Source organism: Brachybacterium sp. AOP24-D1-21 (assembly GCF_052378665.1).
Lineage (GTDB): Bacteria > Actinomycetota > Actinomycetes > Actinomycetales > Dermabacteraceae > Brachybacterium.
The window spans coordinates 2727548-2742606 of sequence record NZ_JBQSXX010000001.1 but is presented as its reverse complement, the minus strand read 5'-3'; the positions used below and the strand labels follow the sequence as shown (position 1 = coordinate 2742606).

Sequence of the window (15059 nt, the reverse complement as noted above, 5' to 3'; positions counted from 1 at the left end):
CCGCGGAAGCTGGGGCGGCCTCGGCCGGTCAGGGCGTCGCCGTCTCGCGGACGATCTTGATCTCGTCGGACCCGGGCAGCGAGAAGTCCGTGCCCGAGAGGTGCTCGAGCGCCGCATCCACGTCGGCCTCCTCGATGTCGTCGGCGAGGACGATGCTGAGCATGCTCAGCAGACCGTCGTCGATCTGCAGCTCGGCCTGGAAGCGATGGCCCTTCTGGGTGAAGACGCCACGCACCGGCCAGGTCTGTTGGCGCGGAACCGCGCGCTCGGCGGTTTCGGGCACGGAGAGCCACACCTCTGCAGCTTCCTCGGAGGGACCGTGTGCGTTCGCCTCCGGCAGCTGGGCATGCAGTGCCGCCGCACCGGGAAGGTCCGTACCCTCCGCCGCCAGCAACAGGTCCACGAGGTCCCGGACCGGGGTGGGCAGCTCGCGCTCCTCGACGTCTTCCTCGATCTCCGTGCCGTGCTCCTCCGAGGCCCGGTACGTGTCGAGTGCGTACATCGCGACAGTTCCGGCCGCGCCGAGCGCGGCGAGCACCAGGCGAGGCCGGGAGATCCCGCGGCGGCCCATCGCATCGACGATCCGGGCATCGAGATGCTCGACAAGATCCATCAGGCCGAGCGTCGCGGCGCCGATGATCACACCGTCCAGGCCTCGCGAGAGCATCACCTCCTCCTCGCGCGTGGTGTCAGCGACGAGCAGACCGCTCACCCCTGCCGTACCGATCCGGTACGCGGCGCGCGACCATGGGCCCAGCCGTCGGGGTTCGATGAGGCTGAGCCCGCCGATGGTGGCCGCAGCGGCGGCGGAGCGGAGCAGGGAAGCCGTGGAGTTCGAGGTCATAGGCGAATCGTAGAGCGTGGAGGCTCCTCCGGTCATGGCATATACCCTCGCACCGTGGATACTCCGGCCGACGCCCGCTCCGTGACCCAGCACGGAACAGCGGAGACCCCCGATGCTGGCGGACTCTCGCGACGGCTGGTGCCCGGACTGCTCGCCCTCGCCGCGACCCTCGCCTACGGGATGCTGGGCTCCCAGCAGTTCCACCATCTCGTCGCCCGCTCGTGGGATCTGGGGATCTTCACCCAGCTCGCACGCGCTTACGGGGAGCTGCGTGCCCCGATCGTCCCCATCAAGGGGGACGAGGTGAATCTGCTGGGCGATCACTTCCATCCGCTGCTGGTGATGCTGGCCCCGGTGTGGTGGGCCTGGCCCTCCGGTGAGGCGCTGCTGTGGACGCAGGCGCTGCTGTTCGGGGTGTCCGCGATCCCGCTGACCCGCCTCGCGATCGACCGCCTGGGCCCGGGGCTCGGCTCCCTCGCCGGGGGCGCATATGTGTTCTCCTTCGGGCTGCAGTCCGCAGCATCGGTCCAGTTCCATGAGATCGCCTTCGCGGTGCCGCTGCTGGCGCTGTCGCTGACGGCGCTGCTGCGCGGCAGGGTGCTCGACGCAGTGCTGTGGGCGGCGCCGCTGGTCTTCGTCAAGGAGGATCTGGGGCTCACCGTCGCCCTGCTCGGGGTGCTGATCGCGCTGCGCCACCGCGAGCACTCGCGCGACCGCCGTGCGGGATGGGCGCTGGCCGGGTGGGGCGCGGGGTGGTTCGTGCTGTCGACCTTCGTGCTCCTGCCGCTGCTGAACACTGCCGGTCAGTACGACTACACCGACAACCTCGGCTCCCCGCTCGAGGTGTTCTGGCCGCCGGTGAAGTGGCTGACAGTGCTCATGCTGCTGCTGGTCGCGGGCCTGATCGGTGGCCGCTCACCGCTGATCGCGCTGATGCTGCCCACCCTCGCCTGGCGTTTCACCGGGACCGTCGAGTTCTACTGGGACTGGTACTGGCACTACAACGCGGTGCTGATGCCGATCGCGCTGGCCGCGATGCTGGACGCCCTCGGGGATCGACGCACAGGACGCGCGACCGCCTGGTGGCGGCGGGATGCTCCGCTCCCGGTGCGCCGGATCCGCATCACCGCGGTCGCCGCCTCCGCAGCGGTCACCCTGCTGCTCGGCCCGGCGATGCCGGTGCTCGACGTGCTGCGGCCCCAGCTGTGGGAGCCGACCTGGCGGGCGGAGCCCGCAGCGGAGGCGCTCGCGGCAGTGCCCGACGGGTCAGTGCTCGCGGTGGACATCACGCTGATGGCCCAGGCGGTCCCGGACCATGACGTGCAGTGGCTGCACGGACCCAATCAACGGGTGCCGGACTGCGTGCTCAGCGACGACTACGCCTTCTCCTGGGGCGAGGGCCCGCCGCAGGATCTGCCGAGCTGGGCACAGCAGCAGTGGGACGCGGAGTATCAGACGGAGTTCGAGGACGGCGGCTTCACCGTCGTGTGCCGGCCGTAGTGCTCTGCTGATTCAGCCCCTGCGGGTTCGTTCCCCGCTGGTTCGCTCCGTGATCGCTGGCGCCCTCGCCCTCAGCGCCGCCTGAACCGTTGCCGCCCTCAGCGCCTTCGGGATCGGGATCGGCGGAACTCTCCGGGTTCGTTGCGGTCTCTTCGCCGGTGCCAGCCCCTGGCGTGGTGGAGTCGCCTTGCCCCGGCGTCGAGGAGTCACCGTCCCCGGGAGTCGAAGAGTCACCGTCTTCAGGTGTCTCCTGCCCGGGGTCCGGGCTCCCAGACTCAGGATCGTCGCTCGGCGTCGTGGATTCCGCGGGAGGCGAGGTAGTTCCAGTCTCCGGCGCCGAGGGCGGGGTCGAGCTACCGCCGCCGGAGCCGTTGCCCGGCTTGGTGCCGCCGTCGGAGGAGCCGCCATTGCCGCCGCGGGGCGAGTCATTGCCGGTGGAGCCGTCGTCACGCCCACCCTCGGCCTCACGCCCGGGGTCATCCTCCGCAGGTTCGGTGGGTGCCGGCTGCGTCTCCTCGGGCGAGGCGCTCTCGGTCTCCGCCGGCGTGGTCTCTGCGGCGGGCTCGGTCGGCACCGGTGCGATCGGCGTGCCGGCGGGGTCCGGGGCTCCGCCGCCGTCCGAGGGGGCGGGCGTCGCGGGATCGGTCGCGACGGGGAGCTCGGCGGGGCTCTCCCCGGCGTCACCGGCGAGGGCGGCGAGCGGTCCCATCCCGGCGGCTCCGAAACCGGTCACCGTACCGACCCCGACGATGCTCGCGATCGCCAGTGCACGCAGCAGGCCCTGATGGGTCGTCAGCGGCGCGCTGCTGCGGATGCCGGTGGCGCGTCGCCTGCTCGACCCAGACCTCATCGATGCTCTCCCTGACTGTGCTGTGCTGTGCTCGGCTCAGAATACTGGCGCATGCCCTCCGATGATCTGCTGAGGGGCAGGGCTCACACCGGATCCGCCCGCTCGTGCGGCGGACGGCGACCCCGATGGGGCCGGGGATCGGAGCGGGCGCGTTCCCGCAGCAGTCGTTCACGCTCGGCGCGCGCCGACTCCAGGCGCAGCCGCCACGGAGAATAGCGTTCTGCGGCGAGCGCGATCTGCAGCCCCCGCGAGAGCGCGAGATCGGTCGCCGACGCCGGCAGCGCCGCGAGCTCGGCGGCGCGCCCCGGCAGTTGGGCCGCTGCTCCGCAGGCGCTCCAGCGCGCGGCGACCTGCAGGATCCGACTGCGGGTGTCGAGGATCGAATGCCGGGCGCCGGGGATCTCGAGCAGCTGGGCACCGGGAATGCGCTCCGCGAGCTCACGCGCGATGCACGGGGGTGAGATCAGGTCCTGGGAACCGGTGATCACGAGTGTCGGTGCGGTGATCGCCGGTGCCAGCTCATGCAGGTTCAGCTGCTCCCCGGTGAACGGGGGCACCGCCCGTGCCTGCTCCGCCTCCAGCAGGAGCGGATCCAGCGGGCCGCCATCGGCGTGATGCCCGCCGCCGAGCTCGGTGTGCAGGATCCGTGCGGTGAGGTCGTGCTCGATCACGTACGGGGTGGACTGCAGCCAGGACTGGTTCAGGACCTGGCGGACGCTGGTCCAGGTCAGATGCCCGCGCCCCACGGCCAGCAGATCCACCAGATCACGCACCGCCTCCGGCCCGCCGTGCTCGTGGACGGCGAGCACCACCGGCCCCGCCCGAGAGGCGTCGACCGTGCCCTCCTGCGCGAGCCTGCGCAGCGTGCGGGCGGTGGTACCGGTGGACGGCTCGGTGCCCTCCCAGTACAGCGCGCGCAGCGCCTCCTGGGCGATCACCTCGTCCCCCGCACCGGTCAACGGGGAGTCCAGCACCAGCGAATGCACCCGCTCCGGGTGGAAGATCGCGAGCAGCTGCGCGAGATAGGCGCCGTAGCCGCTGCCCACCACCGCCGCCCGCGGGACCCGGGCGTGGTCGAGCACCGCCACCAGGTCGCCGACCACCTCACGCAGGGACATCGCATGCGGCGGGAGGTCCTCGCCCTCCGCGTCGAGCCGCGACAGACCCACCCCGCGGTGCTCCATCATGAGCACGTCCAGGCCCCGCCCTGCGAGGCTGCGGCGCAGCACGTCATAGGGCAGCACCGAGGCCCGCGCGGGACCGTCGGGGATCAGCAGCACAGGCACCTGCGGCGCAGCGGCACCGCCCGCGGCAGTGCTGCCCGCAGCGGCACCGCCCGCGCCTGCGCTGCTCGCGGCACGGACGCGGCGCGGGACCGTGCGGGCGTAGCGCAGCGGGAACAGCCGCGGGTCCTCGGCGGAGAACTCGCGGTAGACCGTCATCAGGTCGTTGCGCAGCTGGAGCAGATCGTCCTGTGCGGCGCGGTCGAAGAACTCCGAGGGTCGAGAACGGGTGGAGCGGAGTCCGGGCAGAGCGATCACTCGCCGATCCTCCCATCGAGCAGCTCCACCAGGATGTCCAGCTGTCCGGCATGTCGCGCGGTCTCCTCGACCATATGGGCCAGCACCCAGCGCACGGTGCGCACCTCGCCGCCGCCACGCAGCTCCTCTTCCGGCTCGCGGCCGACCAGCTGGTCCCGTGACTGCGCGGTGGCGCTGCGGTAGTCCTCGCGCGCCTCCGTGAGCGAGGCCCCCACCGGGAGCGCCCACTGGCCGCCGGGGTCACGACCGTCTGACCAGCGGTAGCCGACGTCTTCGAGCGGAACCCCGCCGAGCACCTCCCGGAACCAGTAGCGCTCGATATCGGCCAGATGTCGCAGCATCCCGGTCACCGTGGTCTCCGAGCCGACCAGTCGTCGGGCGGCCTGCTCATCGTTCAGCCGTTCGGTCTTCCAGAGCATGGTGGCGCGCAGGAAGTCGAGGAACCCCTCGAGGGTCTCCCGCTCTCCGCTCAGCAGCGGCGGCTCGGGTCGCTGCTCGCCGGGTTCGTCGGCGATCTCCTGCGCCTGCGCTTCTTCTGCGGCGACGGCGTCCCGCTGCTCCGCAGCGAGCCGGTCCACGAGGTCGTCGAGCCCTTCGACCTGGTCTGCAGGGCCGGGATTCGCGGGGCCGGGGTTCGCAGGTCGGGCGTCCTCAGGATCTGATCCCGCAGGATCAGCGCCGGGCCCGTGCGGAGTTGAGGCGGGGACGTTCACGAACGATCTCCGATGGTGTTCCACAGGAAGGTGTACAGCAGCGCGTTCATCCGTGCGGCCTGCTCATTGTTGGCCGCTCCCCCGTGGCCGCCCTCGATGTTCTCCCAGTAGCGCACGTCGGCTCCCAGGGATTCCATGGCGGCGGCGAACTTCCGGGCGTGTCCGGGGTGGACGCGATCATCCCGCGTGGAGGTGAGCACGAACGTCGGCGGATACTGGGCGCCCTTGCCCTCCTGCAGCAGGTGGTAGGGGCTGAACGTGCGGATGTACTCCCAGTCCTCGGTGTCGGGATCCCCGTACTCGGCCATCCAGGAGGCGCCCGCCAGCAGGTGGCTGTACCGCTTCATGTCCAGCAGCGGGACCTGGATGATCACCGCGCCGAACAGCTCCGGGTACAGGGTGACCATGTTCCCGGTGAGCAGCCCGCCGTTGGAGCCGCCGCGCACCGCGAGGTGGGCGCGGTCGGTGACGCCGCGCTCGATCAGGTCCTTCGCCACCGAGGAGAAGTCCTCATAGGCACGGTGTCGGTTCTCCTTGAGCGCGGCCTGGTGCCAGCGGGGGCCGTACTCTCCGCCGCCACGGATGTTGGCCAGCACGTAGGTGCCGCCGCGCTCGAGCCAGGTCTTACCGATCGCCCCGAGATAGGAGGGCGTCAAGGAGATCTCGAAACCGCCGTAGCCGTAGAGCAGGGTGGGTCGGGGCTCGTCGGAGCCCTCGGCGTCCGTCTCCCCGATCCGGGTGATCTCGAAGTACGGGATGCGGGTGCCATCGTCGCTGGTCGCGAAGTGCTGGCTGACGTCCAGGCCCTCCGACTCGAAGCGGGCCGGGGCGGACTTGATGACCGCGAGCTCGCCCGGCTCGCCGCCGCCCGCGACGTCGGCGAGGTCCCCGAGCTGGAGGGTGGTGGGCTCGATGAAGTCGGTGACCGTCACCCAGACCTCGTCGCTGACGTCGGCGTCCACCGCGGAGACCCCGATGGAGCCGCGCAGCTCCGGGTAGAGGTCCTGACGCACCCAGGCGCCGTGCTCGTCGCGGGTGTGCACCTCGAGCCGGTGCACGACGTCTTCGAGGATCGACAGCACCACGGTGGTGCGGGTGATGGTCATGTCCGCGAGCGAAGTGGTCTCGGTGGGCTCGAACAGCATCTGCAGCTCGGGCTCGCCCGCCTGGAAGGCCGCGAAGTCGCCGACCACCAGGGAGCCGGCCGGGTACACCGACTCACCGATCTCCCAGTCGCTGCGGGGGCTGAAGATGCCCAGATCCCGGTGCGCGCTGGCCTCGAGGTCTGCGGGGACCTCGACCGTGGTCAGCGCCGGTGGCTGCTGCGAGCGGTCGACCACGTGGATCGTGTTGTTGTAGAAGGCGTGCGCCTCGATCACCCAGTCCCGCTCCCAGTCAGGGGTCGAGTCATGGGCGGCGAAGATCGCCATATCGGTGTCGGCGACCTCGTGCACCAGCTGAGCCTCATCCAGCGGGGTGCCTCGGTGCCAGATCCGGGCCTGGCGCGCATAGCCGGAGCTGGTCATGGTGCCGTCGCCGAAATCGGTCGAGACCCAGACGGTGTCGGCGTCGATCCAGCTCAGCGATCCCTTCGCCTCCGGACGCTCGAAGCCGCCCTCGGCTGCGGTCACGAAGGAGAGGGTCTCGAGATCGAACTCTCGGGTGACATCCGCATCCGAGCCTCCGTGGGAGAGATCGACCAGGGCATGGCGGTAGGGCTGCCCCTCCTGCGGGCGCAGCAGGCTCGCGCCGTGCCACACCCAGTCCTCCCCCTCGGCCTCGTTGAGCGCATCGACGTCCAGCAGCACCTCCCACTCGGGCTCCTCGGTGCGGTAGGACTCCAGGGTGGTGCGCCGCCAGAGCCCGCGCTCATGCTCGGCATCGGTCCAGAAGTTGTAGAGGAAGTCGCCGCGCTTGGTGACGCCCGGGATGCGGTCCTTGGCATCGAGGATCTCTCGGATCTCCTCCTGCAGCGTCGTGGCCAGCGGGTCACCCGAGGGATCATGGGGATCGCCGACGCCGTCCAGCTCCGACTCCGCCGCTGCGTTGCGCTCGCGCACCCACGCGAGCGCCTCGTCCCCAGTGACCTCCTCGAGCCACTGATGCGGATCCGCGCTGCCATCGGGGGCGGGCAGCTGGGGACCCGGGGCGGGGCGAGCGGCAGAGTCCGTCATCACGTCGGGGTCGGTCATCGCGGCGGGGTCGGTCATCGGTTCTCCTGGTCGAAGTCGGCGGGATCAGTGATGTCGGTGACGTCAGGTGACGTCGGTGACGTCGGTGAAGTCGGTGAGTGTGGTCTTCCAGGTGGTCTTCCAGACCTCCCGGGCATCAGCGGTCTCGAGGCCCTTGTGCTCGATACCGAGGGTGCTGCGCTCCTCGTCCTTGGCGGTGATGTTCACGGAGAGCCGGCTTCCGTCGCTCACGGCAGCACGCCAATAGCGCCACTTCGGGGTATCGCTGAGGCTGGGCTGCTCGAGCCCCAGCTCCTCGCGACGCGCAGCCGACATGAAGGCATCCCACCGCGAGCGCACGGCATCGGGATCTCCGGGAAGGGTGCGGGAGGCGGACGCGGCGAAATCGCCCGCGCAGCCCTGGCCCACCACACGACGGCCGATGATCTGTTCATAGGCGACGGTCACGCCCTGTGCCCACCACTCGCTGATCTCCCACCGCTGCGGCAGCAGGCGGGCAATCGCTGTGTGGTCGAGTTCGCGGCCTCCGGCGTCGTCGATCCGCTGCACCCAGGCCGCCAGCGACGTCCCGGTGCCGGACTCGATCCGCGGGGCATGGGGATGCTCCTGCGGCGGGGTCTCGGTGCTCATGGGGCCACCTTACGGGGGCGCAGGTGGCTCCGCTCACGTCCCGCTGGCATCGGTGCCGCTCATGGAACACTGACGCCATGCGTCGTCGTCACCTCCTGGCTCTCACCCCCGCGGCGGCCCTCGCCGCCTGCACTGCCGAGGGACCCGACCAGGACCCGGGAGCCGACGGGCCCGGCGGCTCCAGCGACGGAGGCGGCGCCGAGGGACCGCCATCGCAGACGGCCAGCACAGCGGCGACCAGCACAGCCCCCGCCACCACGGAGCCCCCCACCGTTGCTGAGCTGCTGCTGGAGACGCTCTCCCCTCGCGAGCTCGCCGGGCAGCTGGTGCTGGTGGGGATCCCTGCCGGCTCCGAGATCCCCGAGCAGGTGCTGACCGAGCATCACGCGGGCGGGATCTTCCTGCTCCAGGTCTGGGAGAGCGCCGAGGCCGTGGACCGCACGGTCACCGCCGCGCGCGAGCTCTCCCGTCCCGATCTCCCGGCGCTGATCGCCGTCGACCAGGAGGGCGGGCAGGTCAGGATGCTGCGTGGCGATGCCGCCCGGAAGACCCCGTCGGCCGAGAAGCTCGGCGCGCAGGGAATCGACGCCGTGACAGAGGCGTACACGAGCATCGGTGAGGATCTCGCCGCCCGCGGCATCCAGGTCGCGCTCGCGCCGGTCGCTGACGTGGTGGATCCCGCCCTGGGCGATGCCAACGAGCCCGTCGGCGGGCTGGACCGAGGCTTCGGCACCGAGCCGAACGCGGTGGGCGCGTGCGTGGCGGCCGCGACCACAGCTCTTGCCGCCCAGGGCATCGCCGCGACCCTCAAGCACTTCCCGGGCCTGGGACGCGTGGAGCAGAACACGGATTTCTCCGCCGAGGGGATCGAGGACGAGGTCACCGGGCCCGAGGATCCGTTCCTGGAGTCCTTCCGCGCCGGGATCGAGGCCGGCGCGCAGCTGGTGATGATGTCCTCGGCGATCTATCCGCAGCTCGAGGCCGGAGTCCCGGCGATGTTCTCCGCCGCGGCGATCCAGGATCTGCTGCGCGACGGACTCGGGTTCGAGGGGCTGGTGGTGACCGACGACATCGGCGCGGCGAAGGCCGTCGCCTCCGTCCCCGTCGCCGAGCGCGCCACCCGCCTGCTGGAGGCGGGAGGCGACGCCGTGCTGACGGCCGATGCCTCGCTCACCGGAGAGCTGGTCGATGCGATCGAAGGCTGGGCCGCGCAGAGCCCGGAGCAGGAGCAGCGGGTGCGGGAGTCCGCGGGCCGGATGCTCGCGCTCAAGGAGCAGCTGGGGCTGCTCCAGGGATAGCCCGCCCCCGCGAGTTCCTCCTCCGCGCCGGGAGGTCAGTCCCTGTCGAGGGTGATGAGGTGGTTCACCGGGCTGAAGCCTCCCTCATGGCGGGAGATCTGCCAGCCCTGGGCGTTCTCCGTCGCGCTCGCGACGAACTCGCGGGCGGAGGCGACGATGGTCACCATGTCATCATCGGTGCCCGCTTCGCCGATCTCCCCCAGCTCCCCCGCCCGGTCGAACTCTGCGATCCGGGCGAGCTGCGCCGCGATCGCGGCGGACAAGGTCGATCCGGCACCGCGGACTCGCCGGTCCGGCAGCCGCCGGGCCCGCAGCAGATCGGTGCCGCCCTGATGAACCAGCACGTCCACCACATCCTCGCCCTCCAGCCGGCCCCCGGTGATCAGCACCGCGCCCGGCCCCAGCGCCTGCAGCGCGAGCGCCTGCTCGCGGATCTCGTCGATCGAGGTCGCCAGCGGACGGCCCAGCAGCTGGGCGGCCTCGGCCATGTTCGGGGTGAGCACATCCGCCAGCGGCAGCAGCTCCGTCGCGAGCGCGCTCGCCCCCTCCGCGGAGATCAGCGCGGTGCCGTCGGCGCTGACCATCACCGGGTCCAGCACGATCCGTCCCAGCCTTCCGCGATGGGCGCGGAGCGCGGCGGCCACCGCCTGGACCGCTGCGGCGCTGCCCAGAGCACCGATCTTGGTGGCGTCGAGCCGGAGGTCGCCCGCGACCGCGTCGATCTGGCGGCGCACCACGTCGCCGGGCAGCGGATGGGTGCTCTGCACGCCGTTGGTCGTGACGACGGTGATCATGCTGACCGCGCTCGCCCCGTAGGTGCCCAGCGCCGTGAAAGTCTTGAGATCCGCCTGGATGCCGGCGGCACCGTGGGTCTCCGAGTCGGCGATGGTCAGGATGAGGGGCGGGCGCATGCGGACTCCATCTCTCGGGGAACCCGGCTCCGGAGGGGCACGGGACGGGCGAGCCCCGGGCTGCGGGCCTGTCCGTGAGCGGAGAGTACCAATCACGGCTGGCATCTCTATCCTGGGAGCGATCCCGCGGGGCCCCGCGTGCGAGAATCACCCGGGGCGGGCACGCCGAAGGCGCCCGCGGGGAACGCGAACGGAACTCCGCACAGCGGCGATGGGGAGACAGCGGAGGTGGGGATGGGCACGGAGTCAGGCGGCGAGCAGCAGCCGGAGGAGTCCTCGCTGCCCGATTTCTCCGCGCAGTCCTCGGACGGGCTGCCCGATTTCGATTCCTCGCAGGGACCGGTGACCCTCGGCGCGCCGAGCGATCGTGCCCTGCGCCGCAGCCGCACCACGATGCTGGCCGTCATCGGCTCCGCGGTTGTGGTGCTCGCAGTGGTCGCGCTGGTCCTCTCGCAGACCGTCTTCCGCTCGGTGCTGGCGGACCCCGACCCCACCGCCTATCAGACCGGCGAACGCTCGGCCAAGGGGCAGTCGGAGTACGTGCCGGATCCCCAGGACCCGGACATCGCCCCGCCCCCGCCGATCTTCACCCAGGCGCCGACCACCGAGTGCACGGTGCCGCTGAACGCCGATTCCCCGCCCGCCGAACCCGGGAAGGTGCGCGGCGGCGGGCTGGAGTACACGAATCCTCCGGGCTGGGGAGACGGCTCGGTGGTCAGCTCGCTGCCCTATCTCACCGAGGTCGGTGCCGATTCCCGCCAGGTGGAGGGCGGCTGGTTCAGCGTGCTGAACCTCGGCCGGGTCTCCTTCCCCGAGGACGAGGGCGGATATCCCGGCCTCGAGCCCGCTGCGGTCGCGATCTTCCAGTGCTACGCCACCACCTCGGGGGTGCTCTCCCACTTCGGTGAGCATCCCGAGGTCACCGACTACCGCTCCGAAGTCATGAGCGTGGACGGCACCGCCGCGTGGATCGTCCAGGCGACCTACCACTTCGAGGATCCCAGCGTGCTCGAGTCCTCGAGCGCCTCGGTCGTCACCTCGATCGTCGTGGAGACCCCGAACGGCCCCAGCGCCCTGACCGGCGATGTCGCCGCCGATCAGCCTGAACACGCCCAGAACCTCGAGGACATCATCGCGAGCCTCGCCGTCGTCGAATGATGACCCGTCCCGAACACCGCACGTCGAGAGATCATCGCCCGTCGAAGGAGCCGCAGTGCACACCGGACCCCAGTACACCTCCACCCAGCAGCAGGCCGGTGGGAACGGTGGGCGCGGCGCCGCCCTGCTGATCGGCGGGATCGCCTTCGCCGTGGTCTTCCTGCTCATCGTGGGCGCGACCGTGGGCTACCTGGTGCTGCGCCCCGCAGGGGGCGGCGGAGGGTCGACGGTGACCTCCTCGTCCGCGAGCACGTCGGTCGCTCCGGAGACCCCGTCCACCTCGGAGACGCCCTCGCCCACCCCGACCGACGTCGAGGCGGAACGCTGCTGGACCCCGGAGCGGTCCGAGCGGACCTCCACCAACCCCTCCGGCAAGCTGCGCGGAGGCGGGCTGCAGTTCATCCCGCCGACGCTCTACGCCGAGCGCGGCGGCCCGCGGGGCATCGCCTACGCCAATGACCTGCAGGGCGCTCAGGCCCAGGTCACGGAAGACTGGACCTCCACCATGGTGGTCGGCGCGATCGAGTGGCAGCCCGGCATCGAGTACCCCGGGGCCGAGGTCGCCTCACAGACCATCGTGAGCTGCTACTTCTCCTCGGACATCTGGGGCGGCACCAGTGGCCGCTCACTGGATGACGAGATCACCGAACCGGTCACGATCGCCGGACTGCCCGGCTACCGCACGACCGCGACCGTGAACTTCGCCGTCTCGGACATCGACGAGGTGACCGCCACCGAACTGGTGGTGGTGGTGCTCGAGACCGACCAGGGCCCGAGCCTGTTCATGACCGAGACCAACACCGGGACTGCCGAGCACATGGAAGCCGCGGACCAGGCCTACGAGTCGCTCACCGGAATCTCCTGAGTCCAGCTCAGACCACCGAGGACTCAGACCACCGAGGACGCGAGCCGGCAGAGGTTGTCGACCACCTGCATCGCTCGAGGACGCTGTCGCCATTCCTCGAGGGTGAGCTGTCGGCTGCGCGAGCGATAGGTCGCCTCCACCTCACGCATCTTCACCATGAAGTCGGTGCCCCCGACCATCAGCGAGCACTCCATCTGCAGCAGGAACGAGCGCATGTCCATGTTCGAGGAGCCGATCACCGTCACCGAGTCGTCGATGGTGACGTGCTTGGCGTGCAGGATGGTCGGGACGCGGTAGAGCCAGATCGTGACCCCGGCCTCGAGCAGCATCGAGTAGTACGAGCGCTGGGCATGGAAGACCAGGAACTGGTCCCCGATCTCGGAGACGAACAGCTCGACCTCCACCCCGCGCCGGGCGGCGGTGACGAGCGCCGCGAGCATCGACTCGTCGGGCACGAAGTAGGGCGAGACCGCGACGATCCGGCGGGAGGCGGAGTAGAACAGCTGGTTGAACAGCGCCAGATTGTTCTCCGCGACGAAGCCGGGCCCGCTGGGCACCAGCTGGCACTCGTAGCTGCCCGAGGTGTCCGGGGAGGGACGCACCACCGTCTCCTCCGGCAGCATCTGCTCGGACTCGTAGAACCAGTCGGTGGCGAACAGCAGGTTCAGCTCCGAGACGATCGGGCCGCGGAACCGGACCATCGTCTCCTGCCAGTGGAGCCCGCGGCGGATGTTGGAGCGCTTGTCGTAGTGGGCGGCGATCAGGTTCTGGCTGCCCATCCAGCCGACCTCGCCGTCGACGATCACCATCTTGCGGTGGTTGCGGAGGTCAGGCCGCTGGAAGGCACCGTCCCGGAACGGCTGGATCGGGTTCATCGGGAAGTGCTCGATGCCGTGGGCGTCGAGCATGCGGCGCATCGCCCGATACTGCGACCCGTGGCTGAGCGCACCCCAGTGGTCGTAGAGCACCCGGACCGGGACGCCCGCGTCGGCGCGCTCTCCGAGGGCCGCGAAGAAGTCCTCGGTGATCTCGTCCAGCCCCATGATGTAGAAGAGCACGTGCACGCTCTCGCGTGCGGAGCGCACGTCAGCTGCCATCCGCGCGATCGAGGTGTCGTAGTCGATCTCGAGATCCGCGGAGTTCCGGCCCGTGAGCGGGAAGGCGCCGAGCTCACGGTTCAGCCGCACCGCAGCCTGCAGCCAGCTGGGCACGTCCTCATCGAGCTCGCTGTCGGGGATATTCTGCGCCCGCACCCGCATCAGGCGGTTGACGGCCCGCTGCTTCTCGCGCCTGCGGCGCGGCAGCTGTGCGTTCCCCAGCATCAGGTACAGGGGGAAGCCGATCAGCGGGATCACCATGATCGCGAGCAGCCAGGCGATCGCCGAACCCGGCCGACGGTTGCGGGGCACCACGATCAGGCTCACCAGACGCAGCACGATGTCGAGCGCCCAGTAGACGTACGTGAACACCAGGACCCCGTGGTCGAGCAGCCATTGCCACACGTCGGTCACCCTCAGCTCCTCTGGTCGGAAACGGGAACGGCGGGCCCCAGAGGGACCCGCCGTTCAGGATACGGGGACGCAGTCGCCGCCCGAGGTGATGCTGATCAGTCGTTGCCGCGCAGGATCATCAGGATCCGCAGGATCTCGACGTACAGCCACACCATGGTGACCGTGACGCCGAAGGCGAGGCGCCAGGCGTACTTGCGCGGCACGCCTGCCTCGGCCGCGTGCTGGACGCCCTCGAAGTCCATCACCAGCGAGTACGAGGCCAGCACCACGGCGATGCCGCCGATGGCCAGGCCCAGCATGCCGTCGCGCAGGCTCTGGCCCATCAGCAGCATCGCGCCGATGTTGACCAGGCCGAACAGCATGTAGGCGATCATCGCGACCATGAAGATCTTGTTCAGGCGCGGGGAGGTGCGCAGCACGCCCATCCGGAACAGGACCAGCACGGTGCCGGCGACGGCGAGGGTGCCCACCACGGCCTGCAGCGCGATGCCGGGGTAGAAGTACTCCATGGTGCCGCTGAGGCCGCCGAGGAACAGGCCCTCGAATCCGGCGTAGAGCACCACCAGGATCGGCGAGGGCTGCTTCTTGAAGATGTTGATCAGCGCCGTGATCAGCCCGCCGACCACGCCGATCAGGGTCGCGGCGCCAGCGATCGCCAGGCCCGCCTGGGCTCCGGCCTCGCCAGCCATGAAGGCCAGCGCGTAGGGCAGCATCGCGACCGCGAAGCCGACCACGATGACGATGCCGAGGGTCGCGGTGATGGCGTTCAGCGCATCCCGCATCGTCATCCGGCCGGTGTCGTGACCGGTCGCGGAGGGACGGGCGTACATCGCCTCGAGCTGCTCCGCACCCGGCTGGGCCGTCGCGCTCTGGCCGTAGCCCTGCTGGGCGAAGCCCGAGGACCACTGGGTGTTCTGGGCGGGTGCGGCCTGTGCCGAGTTGCCGAAGCGCGGGGCGTTGTAGTTCGCACCGTTCTGAACGGCCTGGTCGCGGCCGAACACGATGTTGTGGCGTGCCATGGGGCTCCTCACGTGGGATCAGGTGGG

General features: G+C 70.5%; 13 protein-coding genes. 4 read left to right on the top strand and 9 right to left on the bottom strand.

Annotated features, from left to right (window positions below; all coding sequences use genetic code 11):
• Positions 1-28: 28 nt before the first annotated feature.
• Positions 29-844 carry a hypothetical protein gene (locus ACT3UF_RS12285; RefSeq protein ID WP_441443403.1) on the bottom strand — a complete coding sequence of 272 codons (816 nt, stop codon included), beginning with the start codon at positions 842-844 and terminating at the stop codon, positions 29-31.
• A 54-nt stretch (positions 845-898) separates the two neighbouring features.
• Between ACT3UF_RS12285 and ACT3UF_RS12280 the strand changes: the two genes are divergently transcribed.
• Positions 899-2344: a DUF2079 domain-containing protein gene (locus tag ACT3UF_RS12280; RefSeq protein WP_345082086.1), complete on the top strand. Its 1446-nt coding sequence runs from the start codon at positions 899-901 to the stop codon at positions 2342-2344.
• On the opposite strand, the gene ACT3UF_RS12275 is transcribed toward ACT3UF_RS12280, so the two are convergent.
• The 5 genes from ACT3UF_RS12275 to ACT3UF_RS12255 all read right to left on the bottom strand — a co-directional run bounded on the left by ACT3UF_RS12275 (position 2322) and on the right by ACT3UF_RS12255 (position 8270).
• Entirely contained in the window at positions 2322-3194 is an 873-nt protein-coding gene (locus tag ACT3UF_RS12275) for a hypothetical protein (RefSeq protein WP_441443404.1), read from the bottom strand. The genes ACT3UF_RS12280 and ACT3UF_RS12275 overlap by 23 nt on opposite strands.
• Positions 3195-3277: 83 nt before the next feature.
• Positions 3278-4735: an alpha/beta fold hydrolase gene (locus ACT3UF_RS12270; RefSeq protein ID WP_444501761.1), complete on the bottom strand. Its 1458-nt coding sequence runs from the start codon at positions 4733-4735 to the stop codon at positions 3278-3280.
• Positions 4732-5448 (bottom strand): DinB family protein, encoded by a 717-nt coding sequence (locus ACT3UF_RS12265; protein ID WP_441443406.1) that lies wholly within the window; start codon positions 5446-5448, stop codon positions 4732-4734. Before ACT3UF_RS12265 ends, ACT3UF_RS12270 begins: the two co-directional genes overlap by 4 nt.
• The gene (locus tag ACT3UF_RS12260) at positions 5445-7658 is read right to left on the bottom strand and encodes a prolyl oligopeptidase family serine peptidase (protein ID WP_441443407.1); all 2214 of its coding nucleotides are present in this window, start codon (positions 7656-7658) and stop codon (positions 5445-5447) included. The genes ACT3UF_RS12265 and ACT3UF_RS12260 overlap by 4 nt, the downstream gene beginning before the upstream one ends.
• 45 nt (positions 7659-7703) lie before the next feature.
• The gene (locus ACT3UF_RS12255; protein WP_442331984.1) at positions 7704-8270 is read right to left on the bottom strand and encodes a hypothetical protein; all 567 of its coding nucleotides are present in this window, start codon (positions 8268-8270) and stop codon (positions 7704-7706) included.
• A gap of 77 nt (positions 8271-8347) precedes the next feature.
• Between ACT3UF_RS12255 and ACT3UF_RS12250 the strand changes: the two genes are divergently transcribed.
• Complete coding sequence (locus ACT3UF_RS12250) at positions 8348-9568, top strand: glycoside hydrolase family 3 N-terminal domain-containing protein (RefSeq protein ID WP_441443409.1); 1221 nt, start codon at positions 8348-8350, stop codon at positions 9566-9568.
• Between the two features lie 35 nt (positions 9569-9603).
• Here ACT3UF_RS12250 and thiD read toward each other — a convergent pair whose 3' ends face one another.
• Entirely contained in the window at positions 9604-10479 is an 876-nt protein-coding gene (thiD, locus tag ACT3UF_RS12245; RefSeq protein ID WP_441443410.1) for a bifunctional hydroxymethylpyrimidine kinase/phosphomethylpyrimidine kinase, read from the bottom strand.
• A 234-nt stretch (positions 10480-10713) separates the two neighbouring features.
• On the opposite strand from thiD, the gene ACT3UF_RS12240 reads away from it, so the two are divergent.
• Together ACT3UF_RS12240 and ACT3UF_RS12235 are read left to right on the top strand one after the other, a co-directional pair.
• Positions 10714-11637, top strand: coding sequence for a hypothetical protein (locus tag ACT3UF_RS12240; RefSeq protein WP_442331983.1), 924 nt, complete (start codon positions 10714-10716; stop codon positions 11635-11637).
• Positions 11638-11692: 55 nt separating this feature from the next.
• Entirely contained in the window at positions 11693-12502 is an 810-nt protein-coding gene (locus tag ACT3UF_RS12235) for a hypothetical protein (RefSeq protein ID WP_441443412.1), read from the top strand.
• Between the two features lie 23 nt (positions 12503-12525).
• Here ACT3UF_RS12235 and cls read toward each other — a convergent pair whose 3' ends face one another.
• Together cls and ACT3UF_RS12225 are read right to left on the bottom strand one after the other, a co-directional pair.
• A complete protein-coding gene (gene cls / locus ACT3UF_RS12230; RefSeq protein WP_444501762.1) occupies positions 12526-14013 on the bottom strand; it encodes a cardiolipin synthase in 1488 nt (495 codons plus the stop codon).
• Positions 14014-14108: 95 nt separating this feature from the next.
• Positions 14109-15032, bottom strand: coding sequence for a Bax inhibitor-1/YccA family protein (locus tag ACT3UF_RS12225; protein ID WP_441443414.1), 924 nt, complete (start codon positions 15030-15032; stop codon positions 14109-14111).
• Positions 15033-15059 lie beyond the last annotated feature (27 nt).